This window comes from Bradyrhizobium diazoefficiens (assembly GCF_016612535.1).
GTDB lineage: Bacteria > Pseudomonadota > Alphaproteobacteria > Rhizobiales > Xanthobacteraceae > Bradyrhizobium > Bradyrhizobium diazoefficiens_C.
Window position 1 is genome coordinate 2,592,963 of the sequence record NZ_JAENXS010000002.1, and the last position, 19,077, is coordinate 2,612,039.

At 64.9% G+C, this 19,077-nt stretch carries 18 protein-coding genes; 6 read left to right on the forward strand and 12 right to left on the reverse strand.

The features are described from left to right. Positions 1–2: 2 nt before the first annotated feature. The 3 genes from JJE66_RS29035 to ggt all read right to left on the reverse strand — a co-directional run bounded on the left by JJE66_RS29035 (position 3) and on the right by ggt (position 3,398). On the reverse strand, positions 3–1,019 hold the full coding sequence (locus JJE66_RS29035) for a xanthine dehydrogenase family protein subunit M (RefSeq protein WP_200517865.1): 1,017 nt from the start codon (positions 1,017–1,019) through the stop codon (positions 3–5). Positions 1,020–1,023: 4 nt separating this feature from the next. Then, positions 1,024–1,587 carry a (2Fe-2S)-binding protein gene (locus JJE66_RS29040; RefSeq protein WP_200517866.1) on the reverse strand — a complete coding sequence of 188 codons (564 nt, stop codon included), beginning with the start codon at positions 1,585–1,587 and terminating at the stop codon, positions 1,024–1,026. Positions 1,588–1,811: 224 nt separating this feature from the next. Continuing rightward, positions 1,812–3,398, reverse strand: a complete 1,587-nt coding sequence (gene ggt, locus JJE66_RS29045) for a gamma-glutamyltransferase (protein WP_200517867.1) — start codon at positions 3,396–3,398, stop codon at positions 1,812–1,814. Positions 3,399–3,596: 198 nt separating this feature from the next. Here ggt and JJE66_RS29050 point away from each other — a divergent pair, with 198 nt between their 5' ends. Then, the gene (locus JJE66_RS29050; protein ID WP_200517868.1) at positions 3,597–4,364 is read left to right on the forward strand and encodes a rhodanese-related sulfurtransferase; all 768 of its coding nucleotides are present in this window, start codon (positions 3,597–3,599) and stop codon (positions 4,362–4,364) included. Next, on the forward strand, positions 4,354–4,572 hold the full coding sequence (locus JJE66_RS29055) for a SlyX family protein (protein WP_311979966.1): 219 nt from the start codon (positions 4,354–4,356) through the stop codon (positions 4,570–4,572). Before JJE66_RS29050 ends, JJE66_RS29055 begins: the two co-directional genes overlap by 11 nt. 6 nt (positions 4,573–4,578) lie before the next feature. Here the strand turns inward: JJE66_RS29055 and JJE66_RS29060 are convergent, their stop codons facing one another. Together JJE66_RS29060 and JJE66_RS29065 are read right to left on the reverse strand one after the other, a co-directional pair. Continuing rightward, a complete protein-coding gene (locus JJE66_RS29060) occupies positions 4,579–6,483 on the reverse strand; it encodes a diguanylate cyclase (protein ID WP_200517870.1) in 1,905 nt (634 codons plus the stop codon). A 186-nt stretch (positions 6,484–6,669) separates the two neighbouring features. Beyond that, positions 6,670–6,885: a hypothetical protein gene (locus JJE66_RS29065; RefSeq protein ID WP_200517871.1), complete on the reverse strand. Its 216-nt coding sequence runs from the start codon at positions 6,883–6,885 to the stop codon at positions 6,670–6,672. A 110-nt stretch (positions 6,886–6,995) separates the two neighbouring features. Here JJE66_RS29065 and hemE point away from each other — a divergent pair, with 110 nt between their 5' ends. Further along, positions 6,996–8,030 carry a uroporphyrinogen decarboxylase gene (hemE, locus tag JJE66_RS29070; protein ID WP_200517872.1) on the forward strand — a complete coding sequence of 345 codons (1,035 nt, stop codon included), beginning with the start codon at positions 6,996–6,998 and terminating at the stop codon, positions 8,028–8,030. A gap of 179 nt (positions 8,031–8,209) precedes the next feature. Here the strand turns inward: hemE and hemC are convergent, their stop codons facing one another. The 3 genes from hemC to JJE66_RS29085 all read right to left on the reverse strand — a co-directional run bounded on the left by hemC (position 8,210) and on the right by JJE66_RS29085 (position 11,712). Further along, positions 8,210–9,190, reverse strand: coding sequence for a hydroxymethylbilane synthase (gene hemC / locus JJE66_RS29075; RefSeq protein WP_200517873.1), 981 nt, complete (start codon positions 9,188–9,190; stop codon positions 8,210–8,212). A gap of 26 nt (positions 9,191–9,216) precedes the next feature. After that, positions 9,217–10,842, reverse strand: a complete 1,626-nt coding sequence (locus JJE66_RS29080; RefSeq protein WP_200517874.1) for a GMC family oxidoreductase — start codon at positions 10,840–10,842, stop codon at positions 9,217–9,219. A gap of 279 nt (positions 10,843–11,121) precedes the next feature. Then, entirely contained in the window at positions 11,122–11,712 is a 591-nt protein-coding gene (locus JJE66_RS29085) for a TetR/AcrR family transcriptional regulator (RefSeq protein WP_200517875.1), read from the reverse strand. A gap of 295 nt (positions 11,713–12,007) precedes the next feature. On the opposite strand from JJE66_RS29085, the gene JJE66_RS29090 reads away from it, so the two are divergent. Continuing rightward, entirely contained in the window at positions 12,008–12,373 is a 366-nt protein-coding gene (locus tag JJE66_RS29090; protein ID WP_200517876.1) for a nuclear transport factor 2 family protein, read from the forward strand. Positions 12,374–12,518: 145 nt separating this feature from the next. Next, entirely contained in the window at positions 12,519–13,943 is a 1,425-nt protein-coding gene (locus JJE66_RS29095) for a TAXI family TRAP transporter solute-binding subunit (RefSeq protein WP_200517877.1), read from the forward strand. A 20-nt stretch (positions 13,944–13,963) separates the two neighbouring features. On the opposite strand, the gene JJE66_RS29100 is transcribed toward JJE66_RS29095, so the two are convergent. The 4 genes from JJE66_RS29100 to pgm all read right to left on the reverse strand — a co-directional run bounded on the left by JJE66_RS29100 (position 13,964) and on the right by pgm (position 18,671). Next, a complete protein-coding gene (locus tag JJE66_RS29100; protein ID WP_200517878.1) occupies positions 13,964–14,944 on the reverse strand; it encodes a PDR/VanB family oxidoreductase in 981 nt (326 codons plus the stop codon). 10 nt (positions 14,945–14,954) lie between these two features. Further along, the gene (locus JJE66_RS29105; protein ID WP_200517879.1) at positions 14,955–15,701 is read right to left on the reverse strand and encodes a GntR family transcriptional regulator; all 747 of its coding nucleotides are present in this window, start codon (positions 15,699–15,701) and stop codon (positions 14,955–14,957) included. A 3-nt stretch (positions 15,702–15,704) separates the two neighbouring features. Further along, positions 15,705–16,736: an aromatic ring-hydroxylating dioxygenase subunit alpha gene (locus JJE66_RS29110; RefSeq protein ID WP_210349989.1), complete on the reverse strand. Its 1,032-nt coding sequence runs from the start codon at positions 16,734–16,736 to the stop codon at positions 15,705–15,707. A gap of 288 nt (positions 16,737–17,024) precedes the next feature. Continuing rightward, the gene (gene pgm, locus JJE66_RS29115; protein WP_200517881.1) at positions 17,025–18,671 is read right to left on the reverse strand and encodes a phosphoglucomutase (alpha-D-glucose-1,6-bisphosphate-dependent); all 1,647 of its coding nucleotides are present in this window, start codon (positions 18,669–18,671) and stop codon (positions 17,025–17,027) included. 127 nt (positions 18,672–18,798) lie between these two features. Between pgm and JJE66_RS29120 the strand changes: the two genes are divergently transcribed. After that, a complete protein-coding gene (locus JJE66_RS29120; RefSeq protein WP_200517882.1) occupies positions 18,799–19,026 on the forward strand; it encodes a hypothetical protein in 228 nt (75 codons plus the stop codon). Positions 19,027–19,077 lie beyond the last annotated feature (51 nt).

Consider the following 19,077-nt stretch of genomic DNA (forward strand, 5'->3'; position numbering starts at 1 on the left):
GGTCAGATCTCCATCATTACGGCTTGCTGGAGTGCGCGTGCCACCACGCGCTTGCCGAGCGCGATCTTGAAGCTGTTGTGCTGACGACCCCGGGCGTCCGCGAAGGCGGCATCAGCGGCACGCCGCGCCAGATCGTCATCGAACTTCTGGCCCTTGAGCAGCGCCTCCACCTCGCGCGCACGCCAGGGCACTGTTGCGACACCGCCGAGTGCGACACGCGCATCCTTGATAGCGCCGTCCTGCACGTCGAGCGCCACGGCGGCCGACGAGAGCGCGAATTCATAGGACTGTCGATCGCGCGCCTTCAAGTAGGCGGAGCGCGGCCAGCGGCCGGGAATGACGAAGGCCGAAATCAACTCGCCCGGTTGAAGCGTGGTCTCGATATCAGGCGTATTGCCGGGAGCCTTGTGCAGCTCTGTGAACGGCATGCTGCGCGTTCCGGATTTGCCGGTAACCTCGACGGCGGCATCCAACGCGATCAATGCCTGGGCGAAATCGCCGGGATAGGTCGCGATGCACTGATCCGAGGTGCCGAGCACCGCGTGCATGCGGTTGACGCCGCCCATTGCGGCGCAGCCGGAGCCTGGATTGCGCTTGTTGCAATTCTCGTAGGAAACATCGCGGAAATAGCTGCAGCGCGTCCGCTGCAGCACGTTGCCGCCGAGCGTCGCCATGTTGCGCAGCTGGGCGCTGGCGGCGAGCTTCAGGGAACTGGCGACGACCGGATAATTGCGCTGGACTTCGTCATTAGCGGCGACGTTCGACATCTTCGCGAGCGCGCCGAGCCGCAAACTATCGCCTTCCGAATCGATCGTCGACCAGCTGCGCGCGAGCGGATTGATGTCGACGATCGCAGAAGGCCGCATCACGTCCAGCTTCATCAGATCGATCAGCGTGGTGCCACCGGCGAGCGGCTGTGCCGCGGCCCTGGTCAGCGGATTGTTGGCGGCCGCGGCGGCGCCAAGCGCCTGCACGGCCATCCCGGGGTCTGTCGCCCTCTGATACGAAAATGGTCGCATGGGCCTAGCCTTTCATGATCTCGGGCGCGGCCTGCTTCACGGCGGCGACGATGTTGGGATAGGCGGCGCAGCGGCAGATGTTGCCGCTCATATATTCGCGAATGTCGGCATCGGAGCCAGCATGTCCCTCCTTGACGCAGGCAATCGCCGACATGATCTGGCCGGGCGTACAATAGCCGCACTGGAAAGCATCGTTATCGACGAAGGCTTGTTGCATCGGATGCAGGCGGTCGTTGGTGGCGAGTCCTTCGATGGTCGTGATCTCCTGACCTTCGGCCGCGAGCGTCAACGTCAGGCAGGAGACGACGCGGCGGTCGCCAATCAACACCGTACAGGCGCCGCACTGGCCGTGGTCGCAGCCCTTCTTGCTGCCGGTGAGCTTGAGATGTTCACGCAGCGCATCCAGCAGCGTGGTGCGCGCGTCGATGCTCAGGCGCTTGTCCTGGCCATTCACCCGCAACGTGACGTCCACGGGAAGAGTCGGATCCTGCGCAACTGGCGCTCGCGCATCCTGCCCGGCCGCGCGCGCCGTCATCGGAACAAGCGCGCTGCCTGCGGCGCCCGCCATGAAAGCGCGCCGATCGAATCCCGACGATCGGGAACTTGAATTACTGGACATGGATGGCCTCCGCCGCTTCAAAACAAAGCAGCGCACGCCTGCACCGCTCACGGCCCCTCAACTTGGGGCAATGGACTCTGTTCCGAGCGGGAATGAGCGACGCAGCGAATGCCGCACCGCCATCCGTCAACTTTTCCTGATGTGCGCGAGGAACTTTGCCTCGCGGGCCCCGATCAATAACCCAACGCGCAGCCGTCCTTGCGCGGATCGGAACCGCCGGTGAGTGTGCCCTTGTCCCAGTCGATCCAGATCGTCTGGGCGCCGCCGAGCGGGCCGACCACGCTGGTGGCTTTGTGGCCGAGCTTCTTGAGGCCCTCGACGATCTCGGCCGGCACGCTGTCCTCGAGCTGATACTGGCCCTCGTAGTGCAGGCCGCGCGGCATGTCGATCGCCTCCTGCACGTCGCAGCCATAGTCGATGACGTTGGTCAAGAGATGGGTCTGGCCGGTCGGCTGGTACTGGCCGCCCATCACCGCGAACGACATCGTGGAACGGCCGCCCTTCGTGAGCAGGCCCGGCATGATCGTGTGTAGCGGGCGCTTGCCGCCTTCGATGCAGTTGGGATGGCCCGGCTGGATGCGGAAGCCGCCGGCGCGATTCTGGAGCAGCACGCCGGTCTTGTTCGATACGATCGCCGAGCCGAAGGAATGCGCGACCGAGTTGATGAACGAGCAGACGTTGCGATCCTTGTCCACGACCGTGATGTAGATGGTCGAGGGATTCATGGGCGGCGCGACGTTCGGCAAATCGAGCATGCCGTCCATGCGGATCTTGCTGATATACGCGTCGGCGAAGCCCTTCTCGAGCATCTCGGCAACATTGATCTTCATATGCTCGGGAGAGGCGACGTGCATCTCGCGGTTCATGTAGGCGATGCGCGCGGCTTCGGCTTCGAGATGGAAGCGTTCGACGCTGAGCGGCGCGTACTTGGTCAGGTCGAACCGCGACAGGATGTTCAGCATCAGCAGCGCGGTGACGCCCGGACCGTTCGGCGGGCATTGCCAGACGTCGTAGCCCTTGTACATGGTGCCGATCGGCGTCGTCGTCTCGGTGGTGTGCGCGGCGAAATCGTCGAGCGTGTGCAGGCCACCGATGCCACGCAGGGTCTCGACGATGTCGTCGGCGATCGCGCCCTTGTAGAAGGCGTCGCGGCCGTCCTTGGCGATCTCGCGCAGCGTCTTGCCGAGCTCGGCCTGGCGGATGACGTCGCCGGCGACCGGCGGCTTGCCGCCGGGCAGCAGGTAACGCACCGTGTTGGTGCCACCCTTCAGCTTCTCGAACTGGTTCTTCCAGTCGAAGGCGATGCGGGGCGCAACGACGTAGCCTTCCTCGGCCGCCTTGATCGCGGGCTGCAGCAGCCGGTCGAAACCGAACTTGCCGTGATCGCGCAGCACGGTCGCGAAGGCGTCGATCACGCCGGGGATCGAGACCGCATGCGCCGAGGTCAGCGGCACCGACGTCATCTTGCGCTCGAGATACCAGTCGGCATTGGCAGCCTTCGGCGCCCGGCCGGAGCCGTTATAGGCGACGATCTTGCCCTCGCCGCGCGGCTGGATCAGCGCAAAGCAATCACCGCCGATGCCGGTCGATTGCGGCTCGATCACGCCGAGCACCGCCGACCCCGCCACGGCCGCATCCACCGCCGTACCGCCCTCGCGCAGCACCTCGATCGCGGCGAGCGACGCCTGCGGATGCGAGGTCGCGACCATCGCGTTGGTGGCGTGGACCGTGGACCTGCCGGGGAAGTGGAAGTTTCTCATCGAAGTTTTGCTCTCTTGGACCGTCGGCGCGGATGGCACGCCATCCCGGAAAAACCGGGCCTTCATGACACATTCCGGCCGGTCCGGGCAATGCTGGCATACCAGGGAAATGGCTGCCATCCGCTGGGCGTATAGGCCTTTTGCGCCCGGCCACGATGCGGGTTTTCTGGGCGCCGGCCGCCTGCTAAACGAGCCAGCATGAACGCCAAGGTCTGCGCCTTCTACCAATTCGCCGCCCTGCCCGACTACCGCGAGCTGCGCGAGCCGTTGCGCGCGTTCTGTGCCGACCTGTCCCTGAAGGGCAGCGTGCTGCTGGCTCAGGAGGGCATCAACGGGACGATCGCGGGCGCTCCTGAGGCGATCGACGCCTTCGCCCACGAGCTCGCGCACGGCGTCCTGTTCGGCGGCCGGCTCAACAATCTCGAACTGAAGTGCTCGACCGCAGAGGCGATGCCGTTCGGCCGACTCAAGGTGCGGCTGAAGAAGGAGATCGTCACGCTTGGCGATACCGCCGTCGATCCGACCCGGCTGGTCGGCACCTATGTCGATGCCGCCGACTGGAACGCGCTGATTTCGTCCCCCGATACGCTGGTGCTCGATACCCGCAACGCCTTCGAGGTGGCGATGGGCACGTTCGAGGGCGCGGTCGATCCAGGCCTCAGGAGCTTCGGCCAGTTCAAGGATTTTGCCGCCGGGCAGCTCGATCCCGCGAAACACCGGCGCATCGCCATGTTCTGCACCGGCGGCATCCGCTGCGAGAAGGCGAGCGCGCATCTGCTGGCGCGCGGCTTCGACGAGGTCTACCACCTCAAGGGCGGCATTTTGAAGTATCTGGAACAGGTGCCGGAGGCGCAGAGCCGCTGGCGCGGCGAATGTTTTGTGTTCGACGAGCGCGTAGCGCTCGGCCATGGCTTACAAGAACTTGGTTTGCGCGAGCGGGACAAGGACGCGGCACGTGACGAATGAGATCAAGACGCTAGCCGAGCGCATCGACGTCCTGGAGACGCGGCTCGCCTATCAGGACGACACCATCGAGACGCTGAACCAGACCATCACCGCGCAATGGAAGCAGATCGACGCGCTGACGCGACAGTTCGCGCAGCTGAATGAACGGCTTCAGGAGGCGGAAGCGAGCGCGCCGGGGCCCGTCAACGAGCGGCCGCCGCATTATTGAATGCGATTACTGGCCGGACGCCTTGAGCAGCAGGTTCATGACCTCGCCTGACATCATCAGGCGGTCGCGGCCGGCGTCCTTGGCGGCATAGAGCGCTCGGTCGGCGGCCTCCACCAGCGACCCCGCACCCGCGGTGCGCTCGAAGGACGGCCGGCAGGCCGCGCCGCCAACCGAGACGGTGACGCATTTCCCCGCCGGACTGGAGACGTGAACGAGGCCTGCATCGTGGACGGCGCTGCGAATCCGCTCGCCGATCCGGGCGCAGCCGGCGGCATCGGTGTTCGGCAGCAGCATGGCGAACTCCTCGCCGCCGTAGCGGGCCGCGAGATCGCCGACCCGCTGCATCTCGGCGGCGATGATCTTGCCGACCACACGCAGGCAGGCGTCCCCCGCGGGATGGCCGTATTCGTCGTTGTAAGCCTTGAAGTGATCGACGTCGATCATCAGGAGGCCAAGGCTCGAGCGGTCGCGATAGGCGCGCGCCCATTCCTCGTCCAGCCGCTCGTCGAAGCGGCGTCGGTTGGCAAGCCCGGTGAGGCTGTCCTCGATCGCGAGCGTCTCCAGCCTGCTCTCGAGCTTCTTCTGCTCGGTGATGTCGCGCGAGATCGCGACCACCCCGTCGACATTGCCGTTGTCCTTGCGCGTCACGCGCATGGTCGATTCAAGCCAGACCTCGGATTTCTGCCGGTGCCCGTTGCGGTAGGTGACGCGCGCTTCGTCCATGTCGCCGCGCTTCATCGCGTCGACGATGGCCTGCACCTGCGGCCGGTCCTCCGGATGAATTCCGGCGAGCGCGTCCGTGCCGATCAGCTGGTTGGCGCGCCAGCCGACGACGCGGTTGGACGACGGCGAGACGTAGCGCAGCCGCTCGTCGAGCCCGATGCGGGTGACCATGTCGCTGGAGCCTTCCGCGAGCAGCCGGAAATGCGCCTCCTTCTCGATCAGCGCTGCCGCCATGCGCTGGCCGCGCTGCAACTGCCGCACCAGCACCGCGCCGATGACCGCGATCAGCATCACCAGCGCGAGCACGTAGAGCATGCGGGAGATCGCAGCAGCCCGCCACGGCGCCAGCAGTTCCTCCTTGTCGACCGTCGCGAGCAGGACGAGCGGATAGCGGCCGCTGCGCTTGAAGAAGCTGACGCGCTCGGCGCCGTCCAGCGGCGACTTGAAATGATGGGCGCCGCTCGGCAGCTGCAGGCTGGCATCGCGAAACAGAGGCGTGTCGGCGACGCTGCGGCCGACGAACTTCTCATTGTTCGGGTTGCGCGCGATGATCATGCCGTCGCCGTACATCAGCGTCACCGAGCTGTTCCGGCCGATCTCGAACTGCTCGTAGAAATGCGACAGATATCTGGAGCCGATGGCCGCGAGCACGACGCCGCCAAAGCTGCCGTCCGGCTTGTTGAAGCGGCGCGACAGGGTGATGACCCATTCGCCGTCGACGAGGCTCTTCACGGGGCGGCCGACATAGGCCTTGCGCTCTGGCGAAAGCTGGTGGTGACGGAAGAAAGTGTCATCGCTGAGCGTCGAAGCGATCGTTCCGGGCGAGGTCAGCCAGTTGCCCTGGTCGTCGATGATGGCGAGGCTGTGGACCCGCTCCATCGCCTTCTTGCGCGCCTCCAGCAGGTTGCGCAGCTTTGCGATCGTGGCCGGACCGGCGCCGTCCATCTCCAGCCGGCTGACGACGCCGACGACGCCGGAGTCGAGCAGGTCGAGGCTGTCCTCGGCATGCTGCGTCAGCGAGCGGGCGACGTTCGCCATTTCGGTTTCGGTGCCCTTGAGCACCGCATCCCGCGCGGCCCATTCACGCCAGCCGCTGACGCCGAGGATCGCCATGCAGGTGAGCACGACGAAAGCCGCCGCACGCAACGGCAAGCGACTCCATCCGGCTCTCTGTGAGGCGATGTTCATCCGACAGAAATCTCCAATGATTGGAAACTCTGCCGCTTCTCTTATTGAACCCTGAAACGCGTGCCGGGATTCGCATTCATCTACGGGTTTTCCCGTACTCCTACGGACCGGGGTTTCCGCAGATCACTAACAAGGTCTTATTGAGCCTATCGGAAACCGGCAGCCGGATCTCAGTCGAAGATCGCCCTAGCTGAAGATCGACTTAACCTTGGCCCAGAGCGACGGGTTGTCCGCATCAGCGTCGGCCTTCGAGGGCGTCGGCTGCGTGGCGCTCACGGGATCGGAGGCTGGAAAGGTATCTTCCAACCCGGTGTCGAGTTTGGCGTGACGATCGGCGGTGAGCGCTTCGTGCAGATTGTCGGCATGCTTGTCGTGCGGCGCGGGGTTGAATGTCTGAGCCATGGAATTCCTCCTCCGTTGGCTGGTCAACGCGGCGCATTTGCGCTGGTTCCCCTGTTCCGCTTCGCCCCGCCCCGGTGTATCAGGGACCTCCATCTGCATCAGGAACGCTCGTGCCCCAGTCTGCGACAAAGCCCTTCATCGACGTTCTCTCCGGCCAGCGCCAGCCCGTCCCGCCCACGTGGATGATGCGGCAGGCCGGCCGCTATCTGCCGGAATATCGCGAGATCCGCGTCAAGGCCGGCGGCTTCCTCGACCTCTGCTTCAATCCGGAGCTCGCCGCCGAAGTCTCGCTACAACCGATCCGCAGGTTCGGCTTCGATGCGGCGATCATCTTCTCTGACATCCTGGTGATCCCCTATGCGCTCGGCCGCTCGGTGCGCTTCGAGGTCGGCGAGGGCCCGCGGCTCGAGCCGCTGGATGATCCGGCCAAGGTCGCGACGCTCGCCGCGCATGCCGATTTCGGCAAGCTCGAGCCGGTGTTCGAGGCGCTGCGCATCGTGCGCGGCGCACTCGATCCCAAGACCGCGCTGATCGGCTTCTGCGGCGCGCCGTGGACGGTTGCGACCTACATGGTCGCGGGCCAGAGCACGCCCGATCAGGCGCCGGCGCGGATGATGGCCTACCGGCATCCGGAGGCGTTCGCGAAAATCATCGACGTGCTGGTCGAGAACTCGATTCGCTACCTGCTGGCGCAGCTCGCGGCCGGCGCCGACGTGTTGCAGATCTTCGACACCTGGGCCGGCGTGCTGCCGCCGGCCGAATTCGCGCGCTGGTCGGTCGAGCCGACCCGGCGCATCGTCGAAGGCGTGCGTGCAAAAGTGCCGAATGCGAAGATCATCGGCTTTCCACGGGGCGCCGGTGCGCAACTGCCCGGCTATGTCGAAGCGACCCGCATCAACGCCGTCAGCATCGACTGGACCGCGGAGCCGGCCTTCATCCGCGAACACGTGCAGACTCGCGTCGCCGTGCAGGGCAATCTCGATCCGCTGGTGCTGATCACGGGCGGGGCTGCGCTCGACCGCGCCGTGGACGACGTGCTGGCGAATTTTGCGCAAGGCCGCTTCATCTTCAATCTTGGCCACGGCATTCAGCCGGAAACGCCGATCGCCCATGTCGAGCAGATGCTCAAGCGCGTGCGCGGGTGAAAAAATCCCGTCCCCTCAGGGGGCGGAAACGAAACCGCGAAAACAACCCCATGCACAGTAGGAATCATTGAAGGATTTCGTACTATGTGGGTTTAGCCCCTGCTGCGGCGACGTTTGACACGTCGGGCAAAACAGGCGCAGGATGGCATCATCCCGAAGATCGTAACTTCGCAGCTCGCCTAGCGCGGCCGGCTGCGCTCGATGATTGCGGCGGCGCCTTTGTCCAGCAGGTCCAGCCCTACGCTGCGACCGAGCTCACGTGGGTGATCGGCCGGGCCTTCGCGCGAGGCTTCGATGATGGTGTAGCCGGAGAGGTCGAGGACGGACGCCGTCAGCGACATCTGATCGCCGGCGATGGTCGAAAAACCCGCCACAGGCGAATTGCAATGGCCGTTCAGCACCCAGAGCACTTCGCGCTCGGCATCGGCGCAGGCGTGCGCTGAGGGATCGTCGATCGACGACAGGATTTTTCGCGTTTGCCAGTCCTGCGCCGCGCATTCCACCGCGACGATGCCCTGCCCCGCTGCCGGCAGCATTTCGGCTGCGGTGAACTCATAGCCGATGCGGCTGGACAGACCAACGCGATCGAGGCCCGAGCGCGCCATGATCAACGCGTCGGCGGGCCCGACCGCGCCGCCGTCCGGAAGACGCTGCATCTCGCCATTGTCGAGTTTTCGCACGCGCGTGTCGGCGGCACCGCGGAAGTGAATCACCTCCACGTCCGGAAACAGCCGCCGCGCATAGGCCGCGCGGCGCACGGCGTTGGTGCCGATTTTGAAACCCTTGCCGCGCGACTGGCGCAGTGCTTCCAGCGTGACGCCGTCGCGCAACACCAGCGCATCACCAGGCGGATCGCGCGAGAGCGTGGCGCCGATGACGAGACCCGGCGTGTCCTCGTTGCCCGGCATGTCCTTGAGCGAATGCATCGCCGCCTGCAGCTCGCCCGCCAGCACGGCGGCTCGGATCTGCGCGACGAAGGCGCCGCCCTTGCCGCCATGCGGCAAGAGCTTGCTGGTCTGGTCGAGATCGCCCGTGGTGTCGAACTTGACGATTTCGACGTCGAGACCGGGCATGGCGGCGGTCAGGCGGCGTGCAATCTCTTCCGTCTGGGCCAGCGCCATCGCGCTCTTGCGGGTACCGATCTTGAACCGTGTAGCCAAGTCCAAATCCTCTCAAACACGCGAATTTAGCGCGCATCCTCCAATATCATGTCGGAGGCCTTCTCGGCGATCATGATGATCGGCGCGTTGGTGTTGCCCGAGACCAGATCCGGCATGATCGAACCGTCGACGACGCGAAGGCCTTCGAGCCCCCGCACCTTCAGCCGCTGGTCGACCACCGAAAGCGCGTCATTGCCCATACGACAGGTCGAGGTCGGATGGTAGATGGTGCTGCCGCGCTCGCGGCAATAATCGAGCAGCTCGGCGTCCGTGGATACCTTCGCCCCGGGATCGTATTCGTCGACCACGAACGGCTTCATCGCCGGCGCGTTCAGGATCTTGCGCAGAATCTTCAGGCCTTCGACGTTGGTGGTGCGGTCGGTCTCGGTCGACATGTAATTGATACGGATCTCCGGCGGCACGGTCGGGTCCGCGCTCCTGATGCGCAGGGAGCCGCGGCTCTCGGGCCGGAGCTGGCACACCGAGGCGGTGAAGCCGGAAAAATCATGCAGCTTCTCGCCCATCTTGTCCGTCGAGAACGGCAGGAAATGCACCTGGATGTCCGGCGAGGCCAGCCGCGGATTGGTCTTGAAGAACGCGCCGGCGGTCCCGGCCGCGATCGTCAGCCAGCCTTTCCGGAACAGCGCATAGCGCGCGCCGGCCATCGTGCGGCGGAGGGGATGGTTGACGGTGTCGTTCAGCGTGATCTTCTGCGAGCAGCGCATCACGATGCGGACCTGCATGTGGTCCTGCAGATCGTGGCCAACCCCTTGCGCGTCGAGCACGATTTCGATGCCATGCTTGCGCAGGAGGTCGGCAGGCCCGACGCCGGAGAGCTGAAGCAGCTGCGGCGAGTTGTAGGCGCCGCTCGACAGCACGATCTCCCTGCGCGCGCGGGCGCGGCGCACGTTCGCGCCTTGCCGGTATTCGACGCCGACCGCACGCCGGCCCTCGAACAGCACGCGCTGGCCGAGCGCCGAGGTTTCGACCTTGAGATTGCTGCGCGTCTTCGCGGGGCCGAGATAGGCCACCGCCGTGGAGGCGCGGCGGCCGTTGCGTGTCGTGGTCTGGAACAGGCCGACGCCTTCCTGCGTGGCACCGTTGAAATCGGGATTGTAGGGCAGACCGGTCTCGACCGCCGCGTCGATAAAGGCTTTCGACAACGGATCGGTCACGACCATGTTGGAGACCGGCAGCGGCCCGCCGCTGCCGTGATATTGATCGGCACCACGGGTCTGGTTCTCGGCTTTCTTGAAATAGGGCAGCACGTCGTCATAACCCCAGCCGGCATTGCCGTGCTGGCGCCAGCGGTCGTAATCCTCGTGCTGGCCGCGAACATAGAGCAGACCGTTGATCGAGCTCGATCCGCCCAGCGTTTTTCCACGCGGCTGGAACACTTGCCGTCCCTTCAATTCGGGCTCCGGCTCGGTCTGGTACATCCAGTTGACGGTCTTTTCCTTGAACAGTTTTCCGTAGCCGAGCGGCACGTGGATCCAGATGTTGGAATCCTTGGGGCCCGCCTCTAACAGCAGCACGCTGTGCCTGCCGTTCGCCGACAGCCGGTTGGCGAGCACGCAGCCGGCGGAGCCGGCGCCGACGATGATGTAGTCGAACGCGGGATCTGTCGGTGCGAGGGCGGAATTTGCGTTCATGCGCTACTGTTCTTCTCGTTGGTGTGGGCGTTTCCAGTCACTTCGAGCGTGCTAAATTCGATCCGCAGCGCGAGGTTCACCTCTCCCCGACGGGGAGAGGTCGGATTGCCCCTGGCGATGCGAAGCATCGTCCAGTAGCAATCCGGGTGAGGGGCTGCAACGGCGAGCGAGACCATAACCCCTCACCCGGATCGCGTCTCCGATGCGATCCGACTTCTCCCTACGGGAGAGGTGGTCGAGTTTGGCGTCAGCACCGCCCGCACAACTCATCCTAACCCATCATTCCCGCACGCGCAGCGCCTCGACCAGCGACTTGAACGCACGGGCGTATTCCGCGCCCGCCCTTGCGATATCCGCGCGCCCGGCGCAGGCGACAGCGGCCTCCGTCACGGCGCCGAGCAGCAGCCGTGCCAGCGGCTCGACCGGCTGCTTTGCGATCAGGCCGGCCTCCATGGCAGCCGCAATCGCGCGTGGCAGCTTGCCGCCAAAGTGCTTGGCATCGATCTCGCGCCAGCGCTCCCACCCGAGCACGGCCGGGCCGTCGCGCAGGATGATCTGACCGGTCGGTCCTTTGGCGGTTGCGGCAAAATAATGCTGGGTGCCGGCGACCGTCGCGGCCAGCACGTCCTTCTCGGCCCGCGCGGTGCTGTCGATCTCGGCGACGAGGTCGCGCGAGACCAGGTCGAACACGGCCTCGAACACCGCCTCCTTGTTCCTAAAGTGATGATAGACCGCCCCCTTGGCGATGCCGGCGCCTTCCGCGATCTCGTCCATCGTCGTCGCGGCAAAGCCTTGCGTCCCGAACAGCCGGCGCGCCGCCGTCAGGATCGCCTCTGTCGTCGCCGCCCGCCGCTCCGCCTGCTTTGCCATGGCGTCCCTGTCTAGCGCAGATCTGGTCGCGGGCTCGCTCAACCTCTCCCGCTTGCGGGGGAGGTCGGCGCGGAGCGCCGGGTGGGGGCTGTCTCCACACTGGGGTTCTCGATTGCGGAGACACCCCCACCCCAGCCCTCCCCCGCAAGCGGGAGAGGGAGCCGACTTCCTTTGTGGTCGCGACCTTACCTATCTCATCATCGTCTAATCCAATTCGGCGGACGCAGCCAGTTGACTTTTCGACTGCTGGTCGGTATTTACCGACTAACAGTCGGTATTCATCATGAGGTACGCCATGCCGAGCCGTGACATCGTCGAAGCATTTGCGAAGCGCCTGGAGGACGGGGAGTTTGTCGAAGCGATCGAGCAGTACTATACGCCCGATGCCGCGACCTACGAGAACAACGCCGCGCCGATAGTCGGCCGCAACAAGCTCGTTGCCAAGGAGCGCGGCGTGCTGGCGGCCTTCAAAGAGGTCAAGGCCGTTCGCGTCGGGCCGAGCCTGATCGAGGGCGACCATGTCGCCACCCGCTGGAGCTTCAGCTTCACCAATGCCGAGGGGGTCATTCGAACGTTGGACGAGATCGCGTGGCAGACCTGGCGGGACGACCAGCTGATCGAGGAGCGGTTCTATTACGATCCGAAGCAGCTGGGGCGGTAATTTAGCTGCCTCACAATCCGCTGAGTCACAACAGAGAATAGCCGGCGAGCCCATTCGCGCTTTCCGGTCCTGTACAACGTCCCGCTCTGAAGCTTGTCGTGGAACGCGGAACCCGGCAAGCTCTTGATCTCCGACTGGAGCGGAAATGTCCTCGCCCGATGATACAAATACAACCCCTGACGCAGCCCGCCGGCGGCGAAGGAAGGGCAGCACCCTGCTGCTGATCCTGGCGGTTGGTTTTGTTGTTTTTTGCGCCGCAGCGGGCGCCCTGTTTTATCTGTTGCGGCCCGCGACGCTCCAGATTGCCGTCGGGCCGGACGGAAGCGACGATCATAAGGTGATTCAGGCCGCCGCCGCGGCTTTCGCTGCCGAAAGCAGGACAGTGCGGCTGTCTGTGATCACCACCGGCGGTGCGGCCGAAGCTCTCGCACTGCTCGGTGCCGGCAAGGCACAGCTCGCGGTCGGTCGTGGCGATCTGGAGATGCCTGCCGATGCTCAGGTGGTCGCGGTCTTACGCAAGAACTTCGTCGTGCTCTGGTCGCCTTCCGGACGCGCGGGCAGGACCTCCAGGAAAAGGCCGGCGGCAATCAAGGAAATTTCCGATCTCGCCGGGCACAGGGTCGGCGTGATCGGTCGGACGCCGGCGAACGCCGCGTTGCTGCGGGTAATCCTGAGCGCCTCCGGGGTGGAGGCGGACAAGATCGCGGTGACACAGTTTGGCACGGATCAGATCGATGAGCTGGCGCGCGACCCGACGCTCGATGCATTCATGACGGTCGGTCCGCTCGACAGCAAGATCACCTCCAGCGCCATCGCCGCGACAGCCCGGGCACGAGGCAAGCCGAAGTTTCTCGCGATCGATACGTCAGAGGCGATCGCCCTGAAGCACCCGCGTTATGAGTCCGAAGAAATTCCACCCAGCGTATTCAATGCGGAGCCGGCCTGGCCGGATGACAAGGTCGAGACGATCAGCGTCAACCACCTCATCATGGCGCAAAAGTCCTTGTCCGAAACCACTGTCGCTGCATTTTTCCGGCAGTTGTTCGCCGTTCGTCAGGTGATTGCCCGCGACGCGCCGGGCGTTGCCCACATCGCCAAGCCGGACACCGAGCGGGACGCCGAATTGCAGGTGCATCGCGGAGCGGCAGCCGTCATCGACGGCACGGAACGCACCTTCCTCGACAAATACGGCGATTACTTCTGGTTCGTGCTCCTGCTGCTCTCCGGGATCGGTTCGGCCGGCGCCTGGTTGCGCCACTATTTGAATCGGGACGAAAGGGACGAAAACACCGGCCACCGCAACAGAATCATGGCCATGGTTTCCGAGGTGCGCAGCGCGGAATCCGACCAGAAGCTTTTCGAGATGCAACGGGAGATCGACGTCATCATCGGTCAAACGCTCGAATGCTACGATGACGGCGCCATCGAAGAAGAGGAACTTGCCGCCTTTGGTCTGGTGCTCGAGCTGTTCGATCACGCAGTCGTCGAGAGGCGGGCGGTATTGCGAGCGGGCGCGCTCGAACCTGTTCGCGGCGGGACAGTCAATCGCAGTCTCCCGTCTCCACGATAACGGCCAGCAGGCATATCGCCTCAGACCGCGTCCGCCCGCAGCAGCGTGTCCACGGTGATGGTGCCGCGCGCGCGCGATACGCAGGCGCAGATCTTTTCGTTACTTTGCTTCTGATGGTCGCTGAAGAAGACGTCGCGATGGTCGATCTCGCCGTCGACGGCAACGACATCGATAGCGCAGAGGCCGCATTCGCCGCGCTTGCAATCGGATATCACCTCAAAACCGCTGGCGTTGAGGACATCAAGCATCGAGCGCTCGCGCGGGATTTCGAGCTCGACATCGGAGCCCTTCAGGCGCACCCGAAAGGTCTCGGTCGGCAGCGTGCCGCTGGAGCCGAAGGTCTCGTAGCGGAGATCGGGAAGCGGATGGCCGGCGCCGATCCAGGCGTGGCGCGCGGCATCGAGCATCCGCATCGGGCCGCAGAACAGCGTCAGAGCGCCCTTCGGCAATGACGCGAACAAGGCATCGAGATCGAGCCGCTGATCCTCGTCGCTGGCATGGACGACCAGCCGGTCACCAAGCAGGCTCGAGAGATCATCGAGATACGCGGCATCCGCACGCCCGCGCACGGCATAATGCAGGGTGACATCCGCGCCGCGCCGCACCAGTGCCTGCGCGGCACCGAGGATCGGCGTGATGCCGATGCCACCGGCGATCAGGCAATAGTTTTGGCGCGCCCAATCGACTGCGAGCAGCGATGCGGGCTTCGTGATATCGAGCCGCGCGCCGGGCACGAGCTGCCACATGTAGCGCGAGCCGCCGCGGGAATCATCAGTGCGGCGCACCGCGATCTTGAATCCGACTGGCGAGGCCTCGCCGACCAGCGAATAGGACCGCGTCTCCGGCAAGCCGTCGATGGTCACGCTGACATTGATGTGGCTGCCGACGGGATAGGCGGCACCGTCGAACTGATCGGGGCGGATCAGGAATTCGCGGATGCCGGGGGCGAGATCGCGAGTCGAGACGAGCGTGGCCGGAATCCAGGTTTCGATGAAGCGCATGACGCGTCCCTCAATCGGTTGCGGTCTTGATCAGCGCGAGCGCCGGCAAGAGGTCGAGATGGGTGCGGTTGCGCAGTGCGAGCCTCAAGTTTCGGACGGCAAGCCGCGCATGCTCGCGCATCACGGCCTCGGCGCGCGCACCTTCGCGGTTCTCGATGGCGTCGATCACGACGCGGTGGTGCTCCTGCCCGATGATCAGGATCTGCTGCGCCTCCGGCAGCGCCGACTGCGCCATCACGAAGCCGCTGGGCGAGGCGAACGGCAGCGCCGAGGCGCGGTCGATCTGCCGGATCACGGGCGGGCTGCGCGACAATTCGGTGAGCAGCGCATGGAAGCGCGCGTTCAGCGCGACATAGGAGGAGAAGGCTTCGATCGAGATCGGCACCTGGCGCAGCAATTCGTCGATCGCGGCGAGACATTCCTTCAGCGGCTCGAGCTCGCGTGCGGAGACGCCACGCTCGGCGGCGAAGCGCGCAGCGAGGCCTTCCAGCGTGCCGCGCAGCTCGATGGAATCGGAGATGTCGCGCTCCGAAAACGCCTTCACCATGAAGCCGCCGGAAGGGATCGCTTCCAACAGCCCCTCCTCCTCCAGCCGCACCAGCGCCATGCGCACCGGCGTGCGCGAGGCGCCGGTGGTCTCCACCGCCTGAAGCTCGGAGATGCGCTCGCCGGGGCGCAACGAGCCCGCGAGGATCTGGTCGCGCAGCGCGAGCTGTGCCTTCACCGTCTGCGAGACGGAGCGGTCGACCTCGGCCATGCTCTACTCCGCGGCCTTGAGATGCTGCGGGGCGTTCTCCTTCGCCACCATCTTGTCGATCAGCTTGCGCGTCCACATCGCGCCGGCATCGATGTTGAGATTGTAGAAGATGCGATCGGGGTTCTCGTCGATCGCGCGCTGCTGCGCTTCCAGGATCAGCTCGTCCTCGTGGAAGATGCCGGAGACGCCCTCGCGGATCTCGGTGGTGATGCGCTGCTCACCGATCTGGTAATTGCGGACAAAGGCCCAGAAGTAATGGCAGGTCTTCTCGGTCTCCGGCGTGACGGTGTTGAGCACGAAGCCGTTGACGCCCTGCGAGCGGTCGCCTTCCGGCGCGCCGGTGCCTGATGGAGCCACGCCGACATCGATCGCGATGGTGCACGGGGCTTCGAAGCGGATGATCTGCCAGCGGTCGACGAGGCCGGACTTGCCGAGTTGCTTGGCCCAGAACGGCGGCGCCTCGATGCCGCGCATCCAGCGCGTCACGGTCACCGTCTTCTCGCCATGGGTGACGTCGAACGGCGCTTCCGCCACCGCCTCGTTGCCGATGGAGGAGCCGTGCACGAAGGTCTCGTGGGTGAGGTCCATGAGGTTGTCGAGCACGAGGCGGTAGTCGCAGGCAACGCGGATGGTCTTGCCGTCGCCGGCCCAGGCGGGATCGTGATTCCAGTGCATGTCCGGCACCAGCGCGGGATCGGCGAGCGCGGGATCGCCCATCCAGAGCCAGATGTAGCGGTGACGCTCGACCACGGGATAGGCGCGGACGCAGGCCGACGGGTTGATGGTCTCCTGCGAGGGCATGAAGGTGCAGCGGCCCTGCGCATTATATTTCAGACCATGATAGCCGCAGACGACGGTGTCGCCTTCGAGCCGGCCCTTGGACAGCGGCACCAGGCGATGCCAGCAGGCGTCCTCGAGTGCGGTCACGGAGCCGTCGGCCTTGCGGTACATCACGACGTGCTTGCCGCAGATCGTCCGCGGCAACAGCGCCGGCTTGACGTCAGCATCCCAGGCGGCGGCGTACCAGGCGTTCATCGGGAAGAGTTTTGTCACCGGCGATCTCCCAGAGCTGTTGTATGCGTTATGTATACAATAGCGCAGGGACGGAATGGTTCAAGCCGAATATTTACGTACTATAATACCTACATGGATATTAGTGTATACATAGTTGATATTAGCAGCGCACCCCGCCGTCATGCCCGGGCTTGTCCCGGCCATCCACGCGTTGATACGCGGCACGAATAACGTGGATGCCCGGGACAAGCCCGGGCACGACGACCCTCTCGCGAATGCACAGCCGTGATTGTTCTGCGGTTGGGAGCCCTACGCCCCAAACACCTTCTTCAGTCCCGCCTGGGCTTCTTCCTGGATTCGCTTCAGGTGCGCGGTGCTGCGGAAACTTTCCGCGTAGATCTTGTAGACATCCTCGGTGCCGGAGGGCCGTGCGGCGAACCAGCCGAAATCGGTCTCGACCTTGATGCCGCCGAACGGCTGGCCGTTGCCGGGCGCCTTGCTCAGGGTGGCGCGGACGGGATCGCCGGCGAGATCCCTGAGGCCGAGTTGCTCGGGCGTGATGGACTTCAAGATGTTCTTCTGCGGCGTCGTGGCGGCGACGTCGATGCGCGCATAGTGGGGCACGCCGAGCTCGGCGGTGAGATCGCCAAAGAGCTGGCTCGGATCGCGGCCGGTCTTCGCCATGATCTCGGCGGCGAGCAGGCCGAGGATGATGCCGTCCTTGTCGGTCGTCCACACCGTGCCGTCGCGGCGCAGGAACGAGGCCCCTGCACTCTCCTCGCCCCCAAAACCGAAACCGCCCGTGAGGAGACCATCGACGAACCATTTGAAGCCGACCGGCGTCTCGACCAGCTTGCGGCCGAGCTTTTTCGCGACACGGTCGATGATCGAACTCGACACCACGGTCTTGCCGATCGCAGCACTCCCGCCCCAGTTCGGGCGGTGCGCGAACAGATAGAAAATCGCGGTCGCCAGATAATGGTTCGGGTTCATCAGGCCGCCGGTGCGGGTGACGATGCCGTGGCGGTCGGCGTCGGTGTCGTTGGCGAAAGCGACGTCGAAGCGGTCGCGCATCGCGATCAGGCTCGCCATCGCGTAAGGCGAGGAGCAGTCCATGCGGATCTTGCCGTCCCAGTCCACCGTCATGAAGCGGAAGGTCGGGTCGATCGCCTCGTTCACGACCGTGGCCTTCAGGCCGTAGCGCTCGATGATTGGATGCCAGTAATGCACAGCCGCGCCGCCGAGCGGATCGATGCCGATATTGATGCCGGCGGATTTGACCAGATCGAGATCGACGACGTTGCCGAGGTCGGCAACATAGGGCGTGATGAAGTCGTAGGCGTGGACGTTCGCTGACTTCAGCGCCTTGGCATAGTCGATGCGCTTCACGCCCTTGAGGCCATCGGCGAGATAGGCGTTGGCGCGCTTCTCGACGACAGAGGTCGCATCCGTGTCGGCCGGCCCGCCATGCGGCGGATTGTATTTGTAGCCGCCGTCCTCGGGGGGATTGTGCGAGGGCGTGACGACAACGCCATCGGCGAGACCCGAGGTGCGACCCTTGTTGTAGGTCAGGATCGCATGCGAGATCACCGGCGTCGGGGTGTAGCCGCCGTCCTTGTCGATCATGATGTCGACGCCGTTGGCCGCGAATACCTCGACCGCGCTGGCGAGCGCAGGCTCCGCCAGCGCATGGGTGTCGATGCCGATGAAGAGCGGACCGGTCAGCCCCTTCTCTTGTCTGTAGTCACAAATGGCCTGCGTGGTCGCGAGGATGTGACCCTCGTTGAAACTGTTCTTGAACGAGGTGCCGCGGTGCCCGGAGGTGCCGAACGCCACCCGCTGCGCCGGGTCCGCCGCATCCGGCTTGCCAGCGAAATAGGCCGTCACCAGCCGCGGAATGTTGGCGAGCGCGTCCGGCGAAACCAGTTTGCCCGCCGCGGGATGAACATCAGCCACTGAAATGTCCTCGTCATTATCAAATCGTCCGGCCAACACCATAGCACCGGGCTGACACCCGCCAACCCAAAAGCCCTTCGGTCGCGGTCAGCAACAAACGGCCGCATTTGGGCTGATGAATAGGGGCATGACCATTCTCGCAACGGCGCTGCTGCTCGCCGGTTCCTTGGCCAGTTCCTTGGCGTTCTCGTCCCCGGGACATTTCGGGGCCGCGGACCTCGAACCCAATCCGATGCTGCGCAACGCGGCCGTCGACCACGACCTCGCGAGGGTGAAACGGCGGATCGAACGGGCCCTGCACGAAGGTGCAGCCGATGCTCCCGGAGCGCCTGTGCCTGCGGGCATTTCGCGTTGACGTGCCGCACCGGCCCCATCGCGGTGACCGCTGACGGGCCGGCCGCCCCAT

Excerpts from the sequence above, each read along its gene's own strand:
- JJE66_RS29100 (WP_200517878.1), bottom strand. The coding sequence starts at position 14,944 with ATGCGCTTCATCGAAACCTGGATTCCGGCCACGCTCGTCTCGACTCGC.
- JJE66_RS29040 (WP_200517866.1), bottom strand. The coding sequence starts at position 1,587 with ATGGCGGGCGCCGCAGGCAGCGCGCTTGTTCCGATGACGGCGCGCGCG.
- JJE66_RS29050 (WP_200517868.1), top strand. The coding sequence starts at position 3,597 with ATGAACGCCAAGGTCTGCGCCTTCTACCAATTCGCCGCCCTGCCCGAC.
- JJE66_RS29035 (WP_200517865.1), bottom strand. The coding sequence starts at position 1,019 with ATGCGACCATTTTCGTATCAGAGGGCGACAGACCCCGGGATGGCCGTG.
- JJE66_RS29120 (WP_200517882.1), top strand. The coding sequence starts at position 18,799 with ATGACCATTCTCGCAACGGCGCTGCTGCTCGCCGGTTCCTTGGCCAGT.
- JJE66_RS29105 (WP_200517879.1), bottom strand. The coding sequence starts at position 15,701 with ATGGCCGAGGTCGACCGCTCCGTCTCGCAGACGGTGAAGGCACAGCTC.
- JJE66_RS29065 (WP_200517871.1), bottom strand. The coding sequence starts at position 6,885 with ATGGCTCAGACATTCAACCCCGCGCCGCACGACAAGCATGCCGACAAT.
- JJE66_RS29060 (WP_200517870.1), bottom strand. The coding sequence starts at position 6,483 with ATGAACATCGCCTCACAGAGAGCCGGATGGAGTCGCTTGCCGTTGCGT.
- JJE66_RS29090 (WP_200517876.1), top strand. The coding sequence starts at position 12,008 with ATGCCGAGCCGTGACATCGTCGAAGCATTTGCGAAGCGCCTGGAGGAC.
- JJE66_RS29080 (WP_200517874.1), bottom strand. The coding sequence starts at position 10,842 with ATGAACGCAAATTCCGCCCTCGCACCGACAGATCCCGCGTTCGACTAC.
- JJE66_RS29085 (WP_200517875.1), bottom strand. The coding sequence starts at position 11,712 with ATGGCAAAGCAGGCGGAGCGGCGGGCGGCGACGACAGAGGCGATCCTG.
- JJE66_RS29110 (WP_210349989.1), bottom strand. The coding sequence starts at position 16,736 with ATGAACGCCTGGTACGCCGCCGCCTGGGATGCTGACGTCAAGCCGGCG.
- ggt (WP_200517867.1), bottom strand. The coding sequence starts at position 3,398 with ATGAGAAACTTCCACTTCCCCGGCAGGTCCACGGTCCACGCCACCAAC.
- JJE66_RS29095 (WP_200517877.1), top strand. The coding sequence starts at position 12,519 with ATGTCCTCGCCCGATGATACAAATACAACCCCTGACGCAGCCCGCCGG.